The organism is Streptococcus sp. HMSC072D03, from assembly GCF_001812855.1.
Taxonomy (GTDB): Bacteria; Bacillota; Bacilli; order Lactobacillales; family Streptococcaceae; genus Streptococcus; species Streptococcus salivarius_D.
Genome location: NZ_KV810649.1, coordinates 1 through 18,550, shown reverse-complemented (window position 1 = coordinate 18,550; position 18,550 = coordinate 1). Strand labels below are relative to the sequence as shown.

Here is an 18,550-nt window from a genome sequence, read left to right as displayed (position 1 = left end):
AGGTATCATGACACTCAAGATAAGAACAATAAAAGATCAACTAAATCCAACTTAGCAGGTTGAATTCAGTTGATCTTTTTGGTCATTTACTAATCATCACAAGCAGATAAATCATTTAAAAGACAAACTGCCGAGTGATGTTAATCCTCTTGCTAGATTAATGTTACGCTCTGATTTTTCTTGGAATTCTGTGAGAGTCTTACTCAAGTCACTCACTCCAGAACTCAGTGATTTCCCTTTAGAAAGATTGCTGACTGCTAGAGCTTGAATAGCTCTACATAATTCTGCAAGAAGTTCATTATTATCCTTCTTCCCAACTTCTATTTCATTTTTATACGTTACGAGCAACTCTCTTTCATTTTCAGTTGTTTCTGGATTTACAATAAGATTATAGATAGTGTTTAAGATATCCGTAATTTGGTTGTTGTTACTTTTTGTCATCTAGATTACCTCCTATAACCTGTAGCAAGATTAGGTCGAGCAAGTGAATTAAATTGGTTAATTGTTTGTGTTGTCATGAGCAACGACCTCTTTTAATAGTTCGCTGTGACATCATTATACACATCTAGCATATCAAATTCAAGACTAAAAATATCCTTCTGCCACAAATGGTCCAAATTTAGCACAAACAGACAAAAAGAAGTAATCAGACGATTACTTCTTTCAGATTAAAGAAAAAGTCCATTTTAGGCAACTTTCTTCAATCTGTTTCTTTTAGAGTATAAAGTGAAAAACTCTTATAAATTCCATTACAGCAATATTCCTAAGAGATTTAACGACGTGGTAACTAACTTTTAAAAGGGCTTGCCTATATTCTGAAGTAAGCACATCGAGCGGTTATTTTTCTATTACTTTATTGACATAAAATCATATGTCTAACGCTATTCCTTATATTTTTCTATCATTCTTTATGATACAATAGCATCAATTTATTTCTAGGAGGATAATATATGGCTTCTACTATTGGTATTGTTAGTTTGTCTAGTGGCATTATCGGAGAAGACTTTGTCAAGCACGAAGTGGACTTGGGGGTCCAACGACTCAAAGACCTGGGACTCAATCCTATTTTTTTACCTCATTCACTAAAAGGCTTAGACTTTATCAAAGAACATCCCGAAGCTCGTGCAGAGGATTTGATTCAGGCATTTTCTAATGATAGCATCGACATGATCTTATGCGCCATCGGCGGAGATGATACCTATCGTTTATTGCCCCATCTTTTTGAAAATGACCAACTACAAAAGGTTATCAAACAAAAGATTTTTCTTGGTTTCTCAGATTCAACCATGAACCATCTCATGTTGCATAAACTAGGAATCAAGACTTTTTACGGCCAATCATTTCTAGCAGACATTTGTGAGTTAGACAAAGAAATGTTGCCATATAGCCGCCACTACTTTAAAGAATTGATTGAGACTGGAAAAATCTCAGAAATTCGCCCTAGTAACGTTTGGTATGAGGAACGGACTGATTTTAGTCCCAAAGCCTTGGGAACACCTCGTGTCAGCCATGCAAATACAGGTTTTGACTTGTTACAAGGCAATGCTCAGTTTGAGGGAGAAATCCTCGGTGGTTGTCTTGAGTCTCTCTATGATATTTTTGACAACTCTCTACACGCAGATAGCACAGACCTCTGCCAAAAATACAAACTTTTCCCTGACTTATCCGACTGGGAAGGAAAGATTCTATTGCTAGAAACAAGTGAAGAAAAGCCTGAACCTGATGATTTCAAAAAGATGTTGTGGACTTTAAAGGAAACTGGTATATTCGAGATCATCAGTGGACTCTTGGTCGGGAAACCTATGGATGAAACCTTCTATGACGACTATAAGGAGGCTTTAATGGACATCATTGATAGCAATATCCCGATTGTCTATAATCTGAATGTCGGACATGCCACACCAAGAGCGATTGTTCCCTTTGGAGTTCACGCGTATGTAGATGCAACAGAGCAAGTCATTCGCTTTGACTATCACAAAAAAAGCTGAGATGAATTTCTCAGCTCAGATTGAAGTAATCAGATGATTACTTCTCTTTATTTTCTTAAACAGCGAAAATTGGGTAACAAGATACTCAAAATAAGAACTATAAAAATGCCCAAAACCATAATTGTAGTATAGGAATTAAAGCAGAGACTTATTAGCAAGGCAAGACTTATTCCAATCATTAGGTATCCCAACTTTCTCACCACTGATTTACTTCTCTGGTTATGATTTTTTGTAGCCAAGCCAATGCTTTTAGGAAGATAATTTCCAATCACTAGAAAAATAAGTGCCACTAACCAAATCACAGTTAAGCGAACTTGAACATGACCTCCTAAGGCAACAGTCAATATAAGACCTTGGATAAGCACAGCAGAAATTGGGACTAACCATAGCATAAACTCTTTTAAGAATGGAATCGTTATTTGTTTAAAGAATGAAAAACAGAGATTATATATGATTAACGCAAGAAAAGGAAGTGCAACAATTGCTAAATTGCGATTCATAAAACCATTGGCTTGCTCTTCTACATTAAAGTGGATTGCAATCTGAGTTGGTAGTTGTTTGTAAAAGACTAGTCCGATAATAACCGGTGTAAGTATCACTATATTACCAATGACTCTTTGCATATTATTTTTCATCTTCTTTTCCTCCAAGTGATTGAATCCAAGTTAAAATTTCTTCAAAAACGGTCAAGTTCAAACTATAGTAGATAAAATTCTTCTGCTTTTCTTCTTCAATAAGCCCAGCTTTTCTCAGGGTAGACAGATGATGGGAAACTGTTGCGGGAGCTAAGTCAAACTGCTGGCTGATTTCACCAGCGGACTTTGGTCCAGACTTTAGATAGTCTAAAATTTCTCTCCTCACAGGGGCAGAGATGGCTTTTAAGGTTTCAGATAAGCCCATGAGTTCCCTCCTTTCTCCAAATCCGACGTGTCAGAAGTCCAATACCTAACACATAAATAGCTAAAATAAGTTCGATTAGTAAGAGATTGCTGACTATCCCTAGCTGATAAGCACCTGCCAAAAAATCAATGGCAGCATGGAGTGTAATCGCCCAGAAATAGAATGAAAGCTTATGCTTAGTGACTGCTAGAAAATCCCAAGCTGTAAGCAAGATTTGTAACACCAAGGCAACTAGTCTTTCAAAGAGAGACATAAGCACAGCAAAGCCCGTTAATTGGTTGACCTGACTCACAAGAGTTGAAGGTAACTGACTGGCCTGCCCTGAATGGATGGCCTGTAAAACAATGATGTTAGTGAGTAAGCCCATCACTCCAAGCAAGATAAATTCACTAAGACCATGTCCAAAACCGTAGGCTACAATATCAGACGTTATCAAACTTCTTTTCTTTGCAAGTACCTTAAAAACCAAATAGCGAGTTGTTTCTTCAACAAGGCCAGCCATAAGCCCCCCATAAATAATGGTGAACCATTTAGAAGAGTGACCAAAGCTTGAAAGAACTAAGGCATTGATAGGTCCTTCAATCATCATGACAGGTAAGGCAAAACCAATCAGACCGCCTAAAAAGAGCTTGATTGAAAATTGCCATCTTTTCTTCAGAACGATAAAACTAATGACGGCGATAACCAACATGGTAAGAATTGCCATAAAAAGGAATGTTTCCATTGATTTATCCTTTCATTGAAACGGAGCATCAATACGACTTAGGTCAGAATACCTATTTCTATACTTTTCGAAATAGATTATACGCTTTTCATAGACTACAGTCAATTCTATTTCGAAAAAAATCGAAATAGAATCACAAAAAAAATCGTGAAAACGATCTTTTTTGTCATTTTAATTATTAATCATCACAAACAGATAAATCATCTAAAAAACATGGCGATTGATGACAATCCTATTGCTAGATTAGCGTTACGTTCTGATTCATTTTGGAATTCTGTGAGTGTCTTACTCAATTCACTCAATCCTGAACTCAGTGAAATCCCTTTAGAAAGATTGTCGACAGCTAGAACTTGAATAGCTCTGCGTAACTCTGCAAGAAGTTCACCATTGTCCTTCTTTCCAACTTCTATTTCGTTTTTAAACGTTACGAGCAAGTTTCTCTCTTCTTCAGTTGTTTCTGGATTTAAAATGAGATTATAGATATTGTTTAAGATATCTTCAATTTGGATATTATCACTTTTTGTCAACTAGAACACTCCCTAAATAGATCCTGCTTTTCTCAAGGTAAACATTTGATTTATACTATCATCGAATTCGGAAAGAAATGCTATCTTGGTGAGCACACCTATTTTCTTTTTTTGAAAAAGATTCTACGCTTTTCATAGACTACTGTCAAGACTATTTCGAAAAAATCGAAATAGAGATACAAAAAAAGACCGTTTTCACGATCTTTTTTTCTTGAGAATTTTCCCTCATTCTCGTCTGTGTGTTCTCTGAGCAGTCACTGGGGCTACTACTACTTATCTTCCTGGGACATATTCGCCAGTGTTGGCATCGTAGTAACGGCGTTGGCCATTGACTGTGACGTAGGCTCCTTTAACTTGGCGACCTGATTGGTCAAAGTAAAGGTGTTGGCCATTGATGACTTGTTCTCCTGTTACAGCATAGCCATCTGCTCCGAAGTAAGCCCAGACGTTAGGCTCGATTTGAGCAAAGCGATTAGTTACAGGTTGACCGTCGTTTTCGTCATAGTACTTGTAACGGCTGCCGACCTTAATGGCCTTGCCTTTGTATTGGATACCATTTTCGTCAAAGTAGTATTCCTTGCCATTGATAGTCCACTTGCCTTTAAGGGCTTGGCCATCAGTATTGAAGTAAGACCATTGGTTTGGTGCAATCTCAGCAAAGCTGCTTGTGACAAGAGCTCCACTGTGGGCATCATAGTAATAAGTCTTACCATCTTCGACAATGGTTTTACCCTTAACTTGGATACCATTTTTGTCAAAGTATTTGAGGTAGCCACCGTCTGCACGAACTTGACCGATAGCCAGTGAACCGTCTTGTTTGAAGTACATCCACTGGTCATCACCTACTTGGAGGTAGCGTCCGCTAGCGAGAATACCTGAGCCTGGCTCATAGTAATACTTGATGCCATTTTCTTCAATAATTTCGCCCTTAGCTTGGCTACCATCTTCCTTGAAGTAATAGAGGTGACCATCAATGTATTGACGTCCTGTGACACGGTTACCTTCTTTATCAAAGTAGTTCCAAGCCTTAGTTGCTGGGTTATAGACAAAGATGCTACGTCCGATTTCCCCTGCTGGTGTGATGTAGCGAGCCTTACCATTTTCAAAGATAATAGAATCTGCACGATTGCTGTAGGCCGTACCGACACTACCATCTTGGTTAAAGTAATAAGTCTTACCGTCAATGACACGTGAACCAGTCACAGTGTTACCGTCAGCGTCAAAGTAATAACGTTTACCTGTGCTGCTGTCTGTCGCAAAAACGTTACGTCCCATGTCGCCAGTTTCAGCAACATAGTAATGCAATTTGCCATCATCGGTACGAACAACGCGATCCTTAGCCTGGATACCAGTTTCACGGTCAAAGTAGAAATGGTGGCCACTCCAATGAAGGTTACCCACTACCATTGTTCCTTGAGTCGTAAAGGCACGAACCTGCTTATGTTTGTCATCAAAATCAACGAAGGCATTCTTAACCATTGCGCCGTCTAGACCGTAATAGTAGGTATAGCCGTTGCTAGCACGACGAAGGGCGTTACGCAATTGGATACCATTGTCAAAGAAATAGTAATCCTTGTTATTGATGTTTTGGGCACCCTTGGTCATCTTACCGTCACCACCGAAGTAATACCAGTTACCGTTTCCGTCTTGAACAAATTCATTCTTAACGGTTTGGTTATCACGAAGGAAGTAAACGTCTTGTCCACGACGTTGGAAGACTTGAGTGCTTGTGATGGCACCAGTGTCACGAAGTGGTGTTGGCAAGAGTTGGCCGTTGGCTGAAGTATTAAAGTACTGGTTGGTCTTATCATCACGAAGGACATAGTTGATGCCTCGTCCAAGGATGTTAGTTCCGTTGAAGTACTTAGCAGACCACTTGGTAATCTTTTCATTCGTAGGCAACTGCTTACCATTTGAGATTTGCACTCGGTTGAAAATAGATGGGTACTTAGCTTTAAGCTCATCAAGGAAAGCACCACCGTATTTACCTTGATAGTCTGTACCATCTGTACGGGTATTAGCCACATAGGCTTGGTCAATGATTTGGTAGCCTATTTGGTGGTTACCATAACCGTTAACACGTGTCGCATTTACCACTTCTTTTCCTGGGAGGTTATAGATTTGGTCTGGCACCCAGTCAGCAATAGCTTGAATACCGTCTTTGTGGAGGGCACGAAGGACGTTAAGGAGGTCCTCAAGTGATCCGTATTTATTATTTTGACTCAAGGCCATATCGTAACGGTCATCAAAGGCATAACCATTATCAATTGTTGAGTCAAGGAAGGTACCATCCTTACTTGAAACGTACTGTGGTGGAAGTCCGACTGACGTGATTCCCCAAGCTTTGAGCAAGTCAGTGTTTTTAGCCAAGACACGGTTCATGTAAAGTTCTGGTTGATCGTCCGCAAAGGCTTGGAAGTTTGAGAAGGCTTCATACATAACTTGAGAATCAAGGGCTGCTGAAGACTTGTAAACTTGACCGTCACTATTTGTACGGTTACTTGGCTGTGTACGTGCGTCTTGATTAGCCTTAGCTCCGACTGGTACCCAGACACCGAGGTAACCTGAGACTTGGACATTTTCCACACCAAAAACATCGTTGGCATTGAAAGTCAAGTTCCCGTTCCAGTCGGTGCGTTTAAGAAGGTTTTTAGGCACATCAGAATCGTTGAGGTAGGTTGCTATACCATCCTTTGTCGTCAAAAGCAATGGGCGATAAAGCTGATTACGGTGAGCTCTACCCATGTTCATCGTTACGGTTTCATTGCTACCCAATCGGAAATCATAGTTATTGGTCATGATGACACCCATACCTTGCGTACGGGTTTCCGAAGTTCCCCAATCAGTTCTATTATTGGCACCTTTACCATAACGAACAGATGTCAAGAGTCCGTCATTTCCGACTTTCTTAACTTCCATGTCTTGACCACCAGCTACATACTTGATACGAGCACGCAAGAGGGTGTCGATAGCATCAAAGTACGGTGTCTTCTTAGCCATGTAGTGACCATTTTCACGGTAGAGGTCTCCGTAATAAACACGTGTTACAGAGTCCTTGTTGGTCAACATGAGAGCATAGACAGATGGCAAGTTGTATGACGCATAAGTCTTGTGAGCCTTATCAATATCCTGATTGTAAATCTCGAAGGCTTTCTTGATTTCATCACGAGTGAAATTATAACCAAACAAATTTGGGTTAATACGATCACGGATGATACGTTGAATAATCGTTTGAGCTTCTGTATCGTGGGCACGGGTGAAAATATAGTTAGCCATACGCTCACCGTTTTTATCATTGGCACCACGTGGGTTCAAACTACTATTGATGAAGGCAGTCATGTCCCCAAGCTGCATACGTGTATTTTTATCACGCATCAAGAGGTTGGTAAGGGCATTACGAAGGGCATTGTCAATCGGAAGTTGTGCCCCCTTAGTGTCCTTGTTGTAGTAAGGATCGTTGGCAGACCAAGCTTCCAAATATGACAAGTGTTTAATGGCATTGGCTTCAGACTTGTCAACACCATAGGCTGCTTTAAAGTAGTCTGATGCGATTTGGAGCAGGTCGGCATCCACATTGTCCAAGGCATCGACACGCAAACCGTCAAAGTTGGCTGTTGGGTCATTGGCCATGATACTTCCGATATTCATCATAAAGTGGAGCCAGTTAAGTTGTTCTGCCTGAACTGCTGGATTTGAGTTATCAATATCGTTGGCAAGCAAGAACTCGAGACCACCGATAGAATTGTCCTTGAAGTACTTACGTGTACCCGTTTGGTTAGTCGGTGTGCGGTTAAGCAAACGATAGTCAGAGTTGGCGTGGCTGGTACGGTTGCCAGTATCACCCTTACTGTTGTTAAAGAGCAACTGTCCACCTTGCAAGTGGTCATAGGAACTATTTTCAGTGCTACTATTCCAACCTGGCTGAGTCTTGATGAACTGGTTGATACTTGTACGCAACCAGTTTGTGTTGCCTTCACGCGCGATACGTTCTTCAATCTTAGTCTGAACCGCTTTAGCAGCTTGGTCTAGACTTTCCTGACTAGAGTTGGTTGAAAATGACCCTGCTCCAAGACCTTGATTTTGCATGTAGTTAAGGTAGTTGACCTGAGTAGACTTGTCAGGCCACCAAACCATCAATAGAGGACGTTTGTCCGCTTCAGTTGAAGCTGTCCAAGTCTTACCATCCTTGAGAATGCTCTTTGGACGGTACCAAGCATCCGCTGTGATGAAGGTGTCGAGTTGGTCCAAAGACTTGTCATCGTTTTTGTAGAGCTGGTTTCCAGATGAAAAATCTACGGTTGCCTTGATAGGTTCTGTTGAAAATTCATCCTGAGACTTAGTCGCAAGTGCCCCTGTTTCAGCATCAAAGTAATAAGACTTACCATCTTGCTCAAAAACGAAGTTTTTACGTACACTACCGTCACTATTGACATAGTATTGTTTGCCGTTAATCCATTGGATACCAGTCGATGTGTTGGTGTTGGCTTCACGAGTTTCTACCAAGGCACGACGACTACGTGTATGGGCTTCTGTATTTTCCGTATCCGTTGTTGCTGCACGGTCTGTAGTGGCTGTTGTAGTATTGTTAGTTGTATCTGTAGTTGTAGCATTCGTATCAGTTGCAGCTGGTTGTACATTTGTACTTGGTGCTGCTTGATCTGAGTTGGTGTCAACTGTCGCTGCGTTTGTGGTAGGTGCTGCTGCCCTATCTGTAACAGCTGTTGTCGTGCTAGTGGCGTCTGCGACAGGGATATTGACACTAGCAGTATTGGCATCTGCCGCGATAGTTGGTGCTACCGTAGTTGCTGCATCATTAGTTGTGGCAGGTGTTTCTTGAAGCAAATCCTGACTGCTATCACCCGACTGATTCGCAGGATTTTGCTCATCGGCCTGAATCTGTTGATCCGCCAACAAGGTTCCACCAGCAACAGTAACCATTGAGAGTGCTGTTACCCCAATTGTCACCCAATTCTTCTTCACTTTATGCATTTTAAAGCGTACTTTTTGTTCCATATTATATACCTTTTTCCCTTATATTATCTCTATCATAAGCTATTTGACAAGGGAATACAATTACACAACTATAATGTCAGCTTAATGTATAGCCCCTAGTTTTCTAAGAAATCAGGCTCAAATGAATGGTGGACTAAACGAGGAATTGGTAACTAACGGTATCATTAGGTTATAGCCCCTCCAAGCACTCCTTGCACCCCAACAATCTTAATTTATTTTTAAATAAAAAAACCTTCATTCCTAAGATGAAATAAAGGGTTTGTGGGAGGTATTAGCGAATGACTGTGAAAGTATGTGTGGTTAATGGGTTAGGAGGTTGCGCTGCTTTCCATATTTGGTAGTCCGAAAAACTCTTAATTGGTGTTTTTAATTATTTTCCATGTACTACCACCTAGTAAAAAAGGCACCTATGGTCTCAATAATTGCATAGAGGAATGCTTTTTTTCGTGTTCTGGAATCTGTTTTATAAAAGTAATAATTCGAAATGAAAAGGAATAATATGACAATGATAATCCAAGCCAAAATAAGCATGATTTTCCTCCTCTAAAAAGCCAGTTACACCTTGAGTTTAACGAAGATAGTTCCCCATAACTACCCCTAACTCTATTTTCCTAAATACAACTATAATACCCATTATAACACGGCTATGACTCCTTCTTTTGAATATGAGAGGGATAAAATTATTAGGATTTAAGCATGAAAAAACCACCTAAATAAATAGCAAAACGTTATCTTCACTAAAAAACCAGCAAACGCTGGCTCTTTCGTCTATTTAATCATCTAGAGTTCTGATAGGAAAATAATAATAGTAATTTATATAGGAAAAGGAAAAATTCGCTCTAGATTTTTAAAGTACATCTTAATTAGCGACGCTGTCTCAATTCACCAGTTTTGGCATCGCAGAAAAGGCGTTTACCACCAACATAGACATAACGTCCTTTCACTTGACGACCTGAACCGTCGAAGTAAAGTTGTTTGCCATTGATGACCTGTTTTCCAGTCACTGCTTGACCTGCTGCGTTAAAGTAATACCAGCAACCACGGCCAGCTTCGACAAAGCGGTTCACCACTTGCTCACCAGTGTGGGCATCAAAGTAGCATTTCTTACCTTGGACAGTGAGCAATTTACCTTTGACTTGAGCACCGTTGCTACCAAAGTAGTAAACTTTATTGTTAATGTTTTGAAGACCTGTTACTTTGTGACCATCTTGGTTAAGGTAAGCCCATTGGTTAGCCGCGATTTGAATGAATTGGTTGATGACTGCTTGGCCAGTAACGGCATCATAATAGCGTCCTTCAGCCCAGCCACCTTTTAATTGGCTATGGTCTTTATTGAAGTAATAGAGTTTACCATCAATCACTTTTGCACCTTGAACGAGGCAACCAAAAGCATCCGCATAATACCAGTTGTTGTTTTCAAAGATAAAGCGTGAAACAGCCATTTCACCTGTTTGAGCTGAAATGTAGTATTGCTTGTTGCCTTGTTGCATCATCTGACCTTTGATTTGACGGCCTTCTGAGTCAAAGCAGTATTCTTTACCATTGATGATACGTTTTCCTGTCACAGCGTAACCATGTTCATCAAGGTAGTACCAAGCTTGGTTTTCTTTATTTTGAACAAAGGTATTTACAGCCATATTACCAGTATCAGGGATGAAGTAACGGATACGGCCATCTGAGAAGCGAATAAACTTGTCTTTAGCTTGGATACCTGTTTGTGTATCAAAGTAGAAGGTTGTGCCACCCATTTCAATGAGACCAGTAGCCATGTGACCATAACAGTCGAAATAGCGGACATCCTTACGATAACCTGCAAAATCGTAGAAACCGTTGATAGCTTTCACACCATTCTTATCGTAGTAATAAGTGTAGCCATCGCTACCTTTAACAAGTGAGTCACGAGCTTGGAGACCATTTTCAAGGAAGTAATAAGCCTTTCCATCGATAACCTTTTCGCCTTTGACCTTTTGACCATATTGATCGTAATAATACCATTGATTTTCGCCTACACGTACAAATGATGACTTGGCATTGTTCGAATCAACACTTGGTTTAGTCTCGCCTGAGATGATTTGGTAACCTGAGTTATTTTGTTGATTTCCTTGTGAAATGATAGTGACATTAGTATTTGAACCGTTTGATTGACCTACTGTCACATTTGGGAAAAGTTTATTAGAGTTCGAAATGATAGTCACATTTGGCGTTGTTCCTGAAGACGTGATGGTGATTGTCGTGTTTCGACCACCATTCCAATGAATGCCGTTTGAGTCAGACGAATTTGTCGTAATTGTCGCAAAACCGCTAGCTGACGATGATGATGACCATGATGATGAAGACGAGTAAGAATACCAAGCTGAACTTGATGAGCTTGACGAACTTGACGCACTAGCACTTACTGATGCTGAGCTGCTACTTGATTGGTAAGCAGAACCCGTTTGTGATGAATTAGAGTTTTGTGTTCCTACTACTTGAGAAGATTGTGACGAGCTCACTTGACCAGCTCCACCACCTACCACAGTCTGTGATGAGCCTCCTGTTGAGGCAGATGATGAAGACTCGTAGCTTGAGCTTGTTTGACTGCCATAGTTAGATGATACTGCTGACAAATGGCCGGCATCTTCTGTCAAGGTTGGCGAATAACTTTCATTAATCAATGAAGCACTTGACTCAATGCCTGCATCTGTTTGTTCAAAACCATCTCCATTAGGAAGTGACACTTCGTCTGCTTGTGCCGATTGGTCCGCTAAAAGTGCTCCACCCGCAAGTGCAACCATCGACAGCGTACTAACTCCAATAGTCACCCAGTTTTTCTTGACCTTGTGCAACTTAAATCCAACTTTCTTTTCCATAACATACACCTTTCAATATAACTTTATTTCTCTATACTATGTTAAGGGATTTTGGAAGCGAATACAATTACAGATGCATAACCCTAGTCTCATAAGACTAACCTTCTACCCATAATCCATTTGAAGAAACAAGCCTAAGATATATGCCTATAGCATTTATATGTTAGAAAACGTTACCAAAAAAACGTTCGGATTTTCTTAAACTCACACAGAAAATCCGATGTTTAGCCATTTTAGCTCCCCCTTCATTAGAGGACTGAGTATAGTTTAAAGTGAAAGTAAGTAGTTTATTTAGGAATCTATTAATCAAACTCATTGTTTGTTTACAATCCACTAGACATTTCGAGGGGAAATGATAAAAGAAAAGTACTTGAAGGAAAATACTTCAAGTACTTAAAAGTTTTGAAATTATGTGGAAAGCTACTGATTTTCAATCTATAAGCTTCTGGGATAGTCCCAAAAATACATTTTTTCTACCTACTTATCGTTTTCTGACCCAAGCTCCAGTATTGGCGTCATAGTAACGGCGTTGGCCTTTAACCCAGACGTAACGGCCTTTGACCTGACGGCCAGAAGCGTCAAAGTAGAGGTGTTGGCCGTTGATGACTTGTTCACCAGTTACGGCTTGGCCTGAGGCGTTAAAGTAAAACCAAACACCACGAGAAATTTGGATAAAGCGATTAGTTACAGCTTCACCACTATTGGCATCAAAGTAGTATTTCTTACCTCTGTAAGTCAGAAGTTTCCCTTTAGCTTGGACCCCATTGCCTTCAAAGTAGTAAAGTTTACCATTGATATGCTGGAGACCAACTACCTTTTGACCATTTTGGTTGAGGTAAGCCCATTTGTTGGCACCGACTTGGACGAAGCGGTTGGTTACGGCCTGACCTGAGTCACCATCATAGTAACGGCCGTTGGCCCAGGCACCCTTGACTTGGCTATAATCATTGTTGAAATAGTAGTGATTACCATTAATGACTTGAGCACCTTTAACCAACTTACCATTGCCATCGACATAGTACCACTTGTTGTTTTCCGTCACAAAGCGTGAACGGGCAATTTCACCACTATCGCCATCAAGGAAGTAACGTTGGTTATTGATAGTGACAAAGTGTCCTTTAACCTGACGGCCTTCATTATCAAAGTAATATTGCTTACCGTTAATAGTTTGAAGGCCTGTCACGGCATAACCGTTGCTATCGAGGTAATACCAAGCCTTGTTTTCAGGATTTTGCGCAAAACGGTTGACTGCGAGATTTCCTGTATCTGGAATGAAGTAACGTGTGCGTCCGTCCGCAAAGCGGATGAACTTGTCTTTGGCTTGAATACCTGTCTTTTCATCGAAATAGAAGGTTGTGCCATACATGTCGTGAAGGCCACGATACATTTGACCGTTGCCATCAAAATAGCGAACGTCTTGGCGAGGACCTGCAAAGTCGTAGAATCCGTTAAAGGCCTGAACCCCTTTAGGATCGTAGTAATAGACGTGACCATCACTGCCTTGGCGAAGGACATGACGTAGCTGGAGACCATTGTCTAGGAAGAAGTATTTCTTGCCATCAATGACCTGTTCACCTGTGACCATGTTGCCGTTCTTATCAAAGTAATACCACTGGTTGGCACCGATTTGAATGAAGGTATTCTTGGCAAGGTAACCACTCGTTGAGAGGTATTGAACCTTATCTCCCACCCTACGGAAACCACTTGCTGTGATTTCTGTCATTTGTTTAGGAAGGAAGGTTTGACCTGCTTTAAGGCTGAAGTATTGGTTTGTGGCGTTATCTTGCAAGACATAGCGAGCTCCTGTGCCTTGGATATTGCTTCCATTGAAATACTTGGCTGACCATTGCGTAATTTTCTCATTGGTTGTCAATTTACGGCCATTTGAAATCTGCACGCGCTCAAAGATAGCTGGGTATTTTGCCTTCAATTCATCGAGAAAGGCACCACCGTACTTGCCTTGGAAGTCATTTCCAAAGGTACGTGTTTTAGCTGCGTAGAGACTATTGTAGATTTCAGCATTTGGACGTGGTGTGCCGTAGCTATTAGTACGTGAAGCTGTTACCACTTCTTTTCCAGGAAGGTTGTAAATTTGATCTGGAACCCAGTCAGCAATGGCTGAGATACCTTCAGCGTGAAGGGCACGAAGGGCATCCATGAGGTCTTTGAGTGAACCGTATTTGTTGTTCTTACTCATGGCAATATCGTAACGGTCCTCGAAGGCGTACCCATTTTCAATGATAGAATCCAAGAAAGTGCCGTCCTGGCTAGACACGTATTGTGGTGCAAATTCAAAGGAAGTGATTCCCCACTCTTTGAAGAGTTTGGCATTTTGAGCAATAACACGGTTGGTGTACTGACTTGGTGTCTTAACGAAATCTTGGAAGTTTGAGAAGCCTTCGTAAATGACTTGTGAGTCAAGAGCTGCTGATGATTCAAAGACCTGTTCACCCTTCTTAGTCGTCGAAGCCTTGGTGCGGGCATCTTGGTTTTCAGAAGCACCTACTGGCACCCAAACTGCCAAATAACCTGAAACTTCAACGGTTGAATGACCAGCAATATCGTCTGCCGTGAAGGTCAAGTTCCCTTGATTGTCCGTATAGCGCACCAATCCTGCTGGCACATCAGAATCCTTGAGGTAGGTCGCAAGACCTGTCGATTTGCTGAGAAGCAATGGACGGTAAGCCTGATTTTTGTGGGCAGCTCCCATATTGACTACCAGACGATCATTAGCTCCCAACTTCATATCTGGACGGTTGGCTGTAAGGACGAGCATTCCTTGGTTGCGTGTTTCAGCAGTACCAAGCTGGTTGGCTTCTTCTGCACCCTTACCATAACGCACAGACGACATGATTTCATAGCCATTAAGCTTAGTGACCTTCATGTCTTGACCACCTGCTACATATTTGATGCGAGCACGGAGCAGAGCATCGATGGCATTATAGTATGGTGATTTTTCAGCCATGTATTGGCCATCGTCGGTAAAGAGATCTCCGTAGTAAACACGAGTGATACTATCCTTGTTGGTCAACATTGTGGCATAGGCAGCCGGGATATTGTACTGAGTGTACTTTTTATCAGTCTTACGCATGTCCGCATTGTAGATTTCAAAGGCCTGTTTGAGCTCATCCATAGTAAAGGTGAATCCATCTGTTTTTGGATTAATCTGCTTACTGATGATATTGGCCAAAACAGCTTGCACTTCACTATCATGGGCACGCACGAAAATATAATTGGCATCACGTGGCGTGTGTTTCTGCTCACTTGAACGGTTGTTAAGAGAGTTAGTAATCACGCGCTCCAAGCTACCACGGTAATTGCTCTTACGCAAGAAAGTTGTCAAAAGCATTTCACGTAGGGGATTGTCAATGGACAACTGAGCACCCTTGGTATCCTTGTTGTATTGGTGGTCGTTGTATGACCAAGCTTCAAGGATTGACAAATGAGCAATGGCATTTGCTTCATTATCTGCGACACGGTATTTTTCCTTGAAGTAATCAGAAGCAATCTGCAAGAGGTCCGCATCCACATTGTCCACCGCATCGATACGAACACCGTCAAAGTTGGCACTTGGATCATTGCCAAGGATAGACCCAATGTTCATGATGTAGTGGAGCCAGTTTAGTTGTTCAGCCTGAACAGCTGGGTTAGAGTTGTCGATATCGTTTGCCAAGAGCAACTCGTAACCACCATTTGAACGGTCAATATGATATTTGCGTGTCCCCGTTTGGTTAGTCGGTGTGCGGTTCATGAGGCGGAAGTCTGAATTGGCATGACTTGTCGTACTATTATTGAGGAAAGTCAGTGCTCCTCCTTGCAAGTGATCTTTACCAACTAAGAGATTGTCCTCACTCTCAGAGTTCCAGCCAGGCTGTGTTTTGATGAAATCTGACATCAACTGGCGAAGCCAAGTGGTATTGCCCTCGCGACCAATACGTTCCTCGATTCCTCGTTGAACCGTTTCGGCAGCAGCTGCCAAGTCATAGCTCATCATGTCGGTCGTATAGGTCTTATCACTAAAGCCTTGTTGACTCATATAGTTGAGGTAGTTGACTTGTGTCACCTTGTCTGGCCACCAAGTCATCAAAAGGGGACGATAATCTTTCTCAGTTGAAGCTGTCCAATTTTTCCCGTCCTTCAAGATCTGTTTTGGACGATACCAGCTATCAGCCGTCAAGAAATTGTCCAAGTGTTCAAAACTCTTGCTTGACGTGTCGTAGGCCTGGTTATAAACCGCATAGATAGAGTTATTTGGAATGGCATCGGCACGATACAAAGGTTTACTTTGATCCACCATAGCCCCAGTCTCATCGAAATAATAAAGACGACCATCAAGTTCAATCGCTGTGTTCTTTTTCACAACGCCATTTTCAACATAATACTGCTTGCCATCAATAGTCTTCAAGTTGGAAGCTACTGGTTTATAGTCAAGACTTGGCTGACTTGGTTGGACTGGCTTATTAGGTTGAGACGGTTGACTCGGTTGAACAGGTTTGTTTGGTTGATTTGGCTGCGTTACAATGGTCACATTTGGTCTTGTGCCATTTGGACTTGTCACCGTCACGTTTGGCTTAGGAGTGTTTGGCCCTGTGATAATGGTTACATTTGGTGTCGTACCGCTGGCCGTAATCGTGATGTTAGTGTTGCGGTTGGCATTGATACGAATAGTGCTGTCAGCAGCGCGTGTGGCGATTGCTGGTGCAGCATTGGTCAAGACTCTAGGAGTGGACTGAGTACTTGTTTGCCCAGCTACTTGAGTTGATGTCTGACCTTGTGAGGCCTGTTCCGTAGTCTGTGTCTCTTGGGCACTAGCTTGAGTTTGCGAAGAAACTGCCACTTCCCGACTGGCAACTGGACTAGTTTGTACTTGAGCAGTTGTCTCTTGGCTGACCACACTTGTCACCACCTGTGAGTTTGTTCCAACTGTTTCTATTGCTGACACACTTGCTTGCGCACTAGCTTGCTCAGTAACAGTTGTTGTCATCACTAGACTGGCAGTCCCATCCTCACTCAGTTGCTGCAAGCCGTCACCGTTAGGTGCGCTCGTCTCATCGGCCTCTACTTTTCCTTGAGCTAGGAGGCTTCCACCTGCCAAGGCAACCATTGAGAGAGTGGTCACCCCGATAGTTACCCAGTTTTTCTTAACCTTGTGTAGTTTAAAACGTACCTTATTTTCCATCTATATCAATCATCCTTTTTCTGTTGTTGACTCTACTCTATGATATATTCAGACAAATTACAAATAGGAAAAAGTCATCTTCTTTTCATAAATCTCTGCCATGCGCTCAGTTATATTAACTTTGATTAGCGAAAATGAGACCTTACACTTCATGTAAAGTCTTAAATAGAAAGTTTTTGATTCTCAAACACCTTCAAACACTTATCCTTAAAGGCTTTTGAACATTAAAGCAAGCTTCAAATAAGCTTAAGAGATAGCAAAACTATGAGAGAGGTAGACCCTAAAAAGACAATTCTGAAAAGAAAATTTTAGATAGAAAGACTCTAGTTTTTCATCTGACTAAGACCAGGTCCTGTCTATGAGGAACAAAAATTAAAAATATAAATGATTTACACAGGTGAATTCTTATTTGACTAACGAAACTAAATATAGAATCTTTTATGTCAGTTCTTTAACATTTTTGATAATTCCGTTAGTTTCTGTTGTTTATTCTTAAAAAAGGATTATAATAAGGCTAGGTGAACATGTAAGCGTTTTAATTTTGCTTTAAAGGACACTTGGGGGATTATCTAAAAGATTGATATTAGTTACCTAATGCCTAAATACGGTTTATTGTAGGGTAATCATTCCTAAGTTGCTCAACCATAAAACTAGGGCTCATTTCTAAAAAAACATCGTTTCTAACTAGAGCTCTAGAGGAGATACCTCATACTAGGAAGCTCTAGTTTTTTGTGTCTCATAGCCTTAAAAAAAACGAGATAGTCTAAGCATAGAAAGGAGAACATATTTCAAACCATTCTCGTGTTACAAAAAATTATTTATCTATAACTCATGTTTGCCTTGAACAGTCTCACAATACTGAAATTGAGGAGATTGGGAGAAAATAAGGATTGCCATAAAAAGATTAACTTACATCGTTAGGGACTCTACCCAATGCTCACTTTTCATAAACTCTCATGACAGTCCTTATTTGTGATATGTAAAAGTTTAAAATGAAAGGAGAATTATCATGGAAAAGAAAGTACATTTTAAACTTCACAAAGTTAAAAAACATTGGGTAACTATTGCAGTGACAGGACTCACTTTAGGATTGAGTTTTGCAGGCCTTAACTACGCTTCAGCTGAAGAACAGCCTACCCCCGTTAATGAAGCGACTGTTGAAGCCATCATCAAAGAAGGTGCTATTGACGTCGAGGCTCCAGCAACTAGTGAAGCCACAACTAAACCTACAGAAAATACGACTACTACCGCTTCGAGCGAGGCTGCCACAGTGTCAGAAACACCAGCACCTAGCTCTGAAGTCGCTTCAACAGAAACTGTTTCTGAAAAACCAAGCTCTGAAGTCACAAGTACAGCTAGTTCGGAAGTAG

Annotated in this window: 10 protein-coding genes; 2 read left to right on the top strand and 8 right to left on the bottom strand. The window is 41.1% G+C overall.

Going from position 1 to position 18,550, the window contains the following annotated elements; all coding sequences use genetic code 11:
• Positions 1–111 precede the first annotated feature (111 nt).
• Positions 112–441 (bottom strand): bacteriocin immunity family protein, encoded by a 330-nt coding sequence (locus HMPREF2877_RS04065; RefSeq protein ID WP_049527987.1) that lies wholly within the window; start codon positions 439–441, stop codon positions 112–114.
• A gap of 509 nt (positions 442–950) precedes the next feature.
• Here HMPREF2877_RS04065 and HMPREF2877_RS04060 point away from each other — a divergent pair.
• Positions 951–1,988: a S66 family peptidase gene (locus HMPREF2877_RS04060; RefSeq protein ID WP_049527984.1), complete on the top strand. Its 1,038-nt coding sequence runs from the start codon at positions 951–953 to the stop codon at positions 1,986–1,988.
• Positions 1,989–2,035: 47 nt separating this feature from the next.
• Here the strand turns inward: HMPREF2877_RS04060 and HMPREF2877_RS04055 are convergent, their stop codons facing one another.
• From HMPREF2877_RS04055 to HMPREF2877_RS04020, 7 genes are all read right to left on the bottom strand, one after another.
• Positions 2,036–2,623, bottom strand: coding sequence for a DUF1648 domain-containing protein (locus tag HMPREF2877_RS04055; protein WP_070578751.1), 588 nt, complete (start codon positions 2,621–2,623; stop codon positions 2,036–2,038).
• Positions 2,613–2,888 carry an autorepressor SdpR family transcription factor gene (locus HMPREF2877_RS04050; protein WP_002891308.1) on the bottom strand — a complete coding sequence of 92 codons (276 nt, stop codon included), beginning with the start codon at positions 2,886–2,888 and terminating at the stop codon, positions 2,613–2,615. Before HMPREF2877_RS04050 ends, HMPREF2877_RS04055 begins: the two co-directional genes overlap by 11 nt.
• Complete coding sequence (locus tag HMPREF2877_RS04045) at positions 2,875–3,594, bottom strand: YhfC family glutamic-type intramembrane protease (protein ID WP_256262923.1); 720 nt, start codon at positions 3,592–3,594, stop codon at positions 2,875–2,877. The genes HMPREF2877_RS04050 and HMPREF2877_RS04045 overlap by 14 nt, the downstream gene beginning before the upstream one ends.
• Before the next feature lie 218 nt (positions 3,595–3,812).
• Positions 3,813–4,139, bottom strand: coding sequence for a bacteriocin immunity family protein (locus HMPREF2877_RS04040; RefSeq protein ID WP_021146107.1), 327 nt, complete (start codon positions 4,137–4,139; stop codon positions 3,813–3,815).
• A gap of 273 nt (positions 4,140–4,412) precedes the next feature.
• The gene (locus HMPREF2877_RS04035; protein WP_070578743.1) at positions 4,413–9,152 is read right to left on the bottom strand and encodes a glycoside hydrolase family 70 protein; all 4,740 of its coding nucleotides are present in this window, start codon (positions 9,150–9,152) and stop codon (positions 4,413–4,415) included.
• 863 nt (positions 9,153–10,015) lie between these two features.
• Positions 10,016–12,001, bottom strand: a complete 1,986-nt coding sequence (locus tag HMPREF2877_RS04025) for a KxYKxGKxW signal peptide domain-containing protein (RefSeq protein ID WP_070578738.1) — start codon at positions 11,999–12,001, stop codon at positions 10,016–10,018.
• 481 nt (positions 12,002–12,482) lie between these two features.
• Positions 12,483–17,180 (bottom strand): glycoside hydrolase family 70 protein, encoded by a 4,698-nt coding sequence (locus HMPREF2877_RS04020; RefSeq protein WP_070578735.1) that lies wholly within the window; start codon positions 17,178–17,180, stop codon positions 12,483–12,485.
• A 1,009-nt stretch (positions 17,181–18,189) separates the two neighbouring features.
• Here HMPREF2877_RS04020 and HMPREF2877_RS04015 point away from each other — a divergent pair.
• On the top strand, positions 18,190–18,550 hold a 361-nt coding region (locus tag HMPREF2877_RS04015; protein ID WP_176745184.1), incomplete at its 3' end, for a KxYKxGKxW signal peptide domain-containing protein.

What these genes read in the sequence shown, in the direction of transcription:
- HMPREF2877_RS04035 (WP_070578743.1), bottom strand. Translation starts at nt 9,152, where the DNA reads ATGGAACAAAAAGTACGCTTTAAAATGCATAAAGTGAAGAAGAATTGG.
- HMPREF2877_RS04055 (WP_070578751.1), bottom strand. Translation starts at nt 2,623, where the DNA reads ATGAAAAATAATATGCAAAGAGTCATTGGTAATATAGTGATACTTACA.
- HMPREF2877_RS04060 (WP_049527984.1), top strand. Translation starts at nt 951, where the DNA reads ATGGCTTCTACTATTGGTATTGTTAGTTTGTCTAGTGGCATTATCGGA.
- HMPREF2877_RS04065 (WP_049527987.1), bottom strand. Translation starts at nt 441, where the DNA reads ATGACAAAAAGTAACAACAACCAAATTACGGATATCTTAAACACTATC.
- HMPREF2877_RS04025 (WP_070578738.1), bottom strand. Translation starts at nt 12,001, where the DNA reads ATGGAAAAGAAAGTTGGATTTAAGTTGCACAAGGTCAAGAAAAACTGG.
- HMPREF2877_RS04020 (WP_070578735.1), bottom strand. Translation starts at nt 17,180, where the DNA reads ATGGAAAATAAGGTACGTTTTAAACTACACAAGGTTAAGAAAAACTGG.
- HMPREF2877_RS04045 (WP_256262923.1), bottom strand. Translation starts at nt 3,594, where the DNA reads ATGGCAATTCTTACCATGTTGGTTATCGCCGTCATTAGTTTTATCGTT.
- HMPREF2877_RS04050 (WP_002891308.1), bottom strand. Translation starts at nt 2,888, where the DNA reads ATGGGCTTATCTGAAACCTTAAAAGCCATCTCTGCCCCTGTGAGGAGA.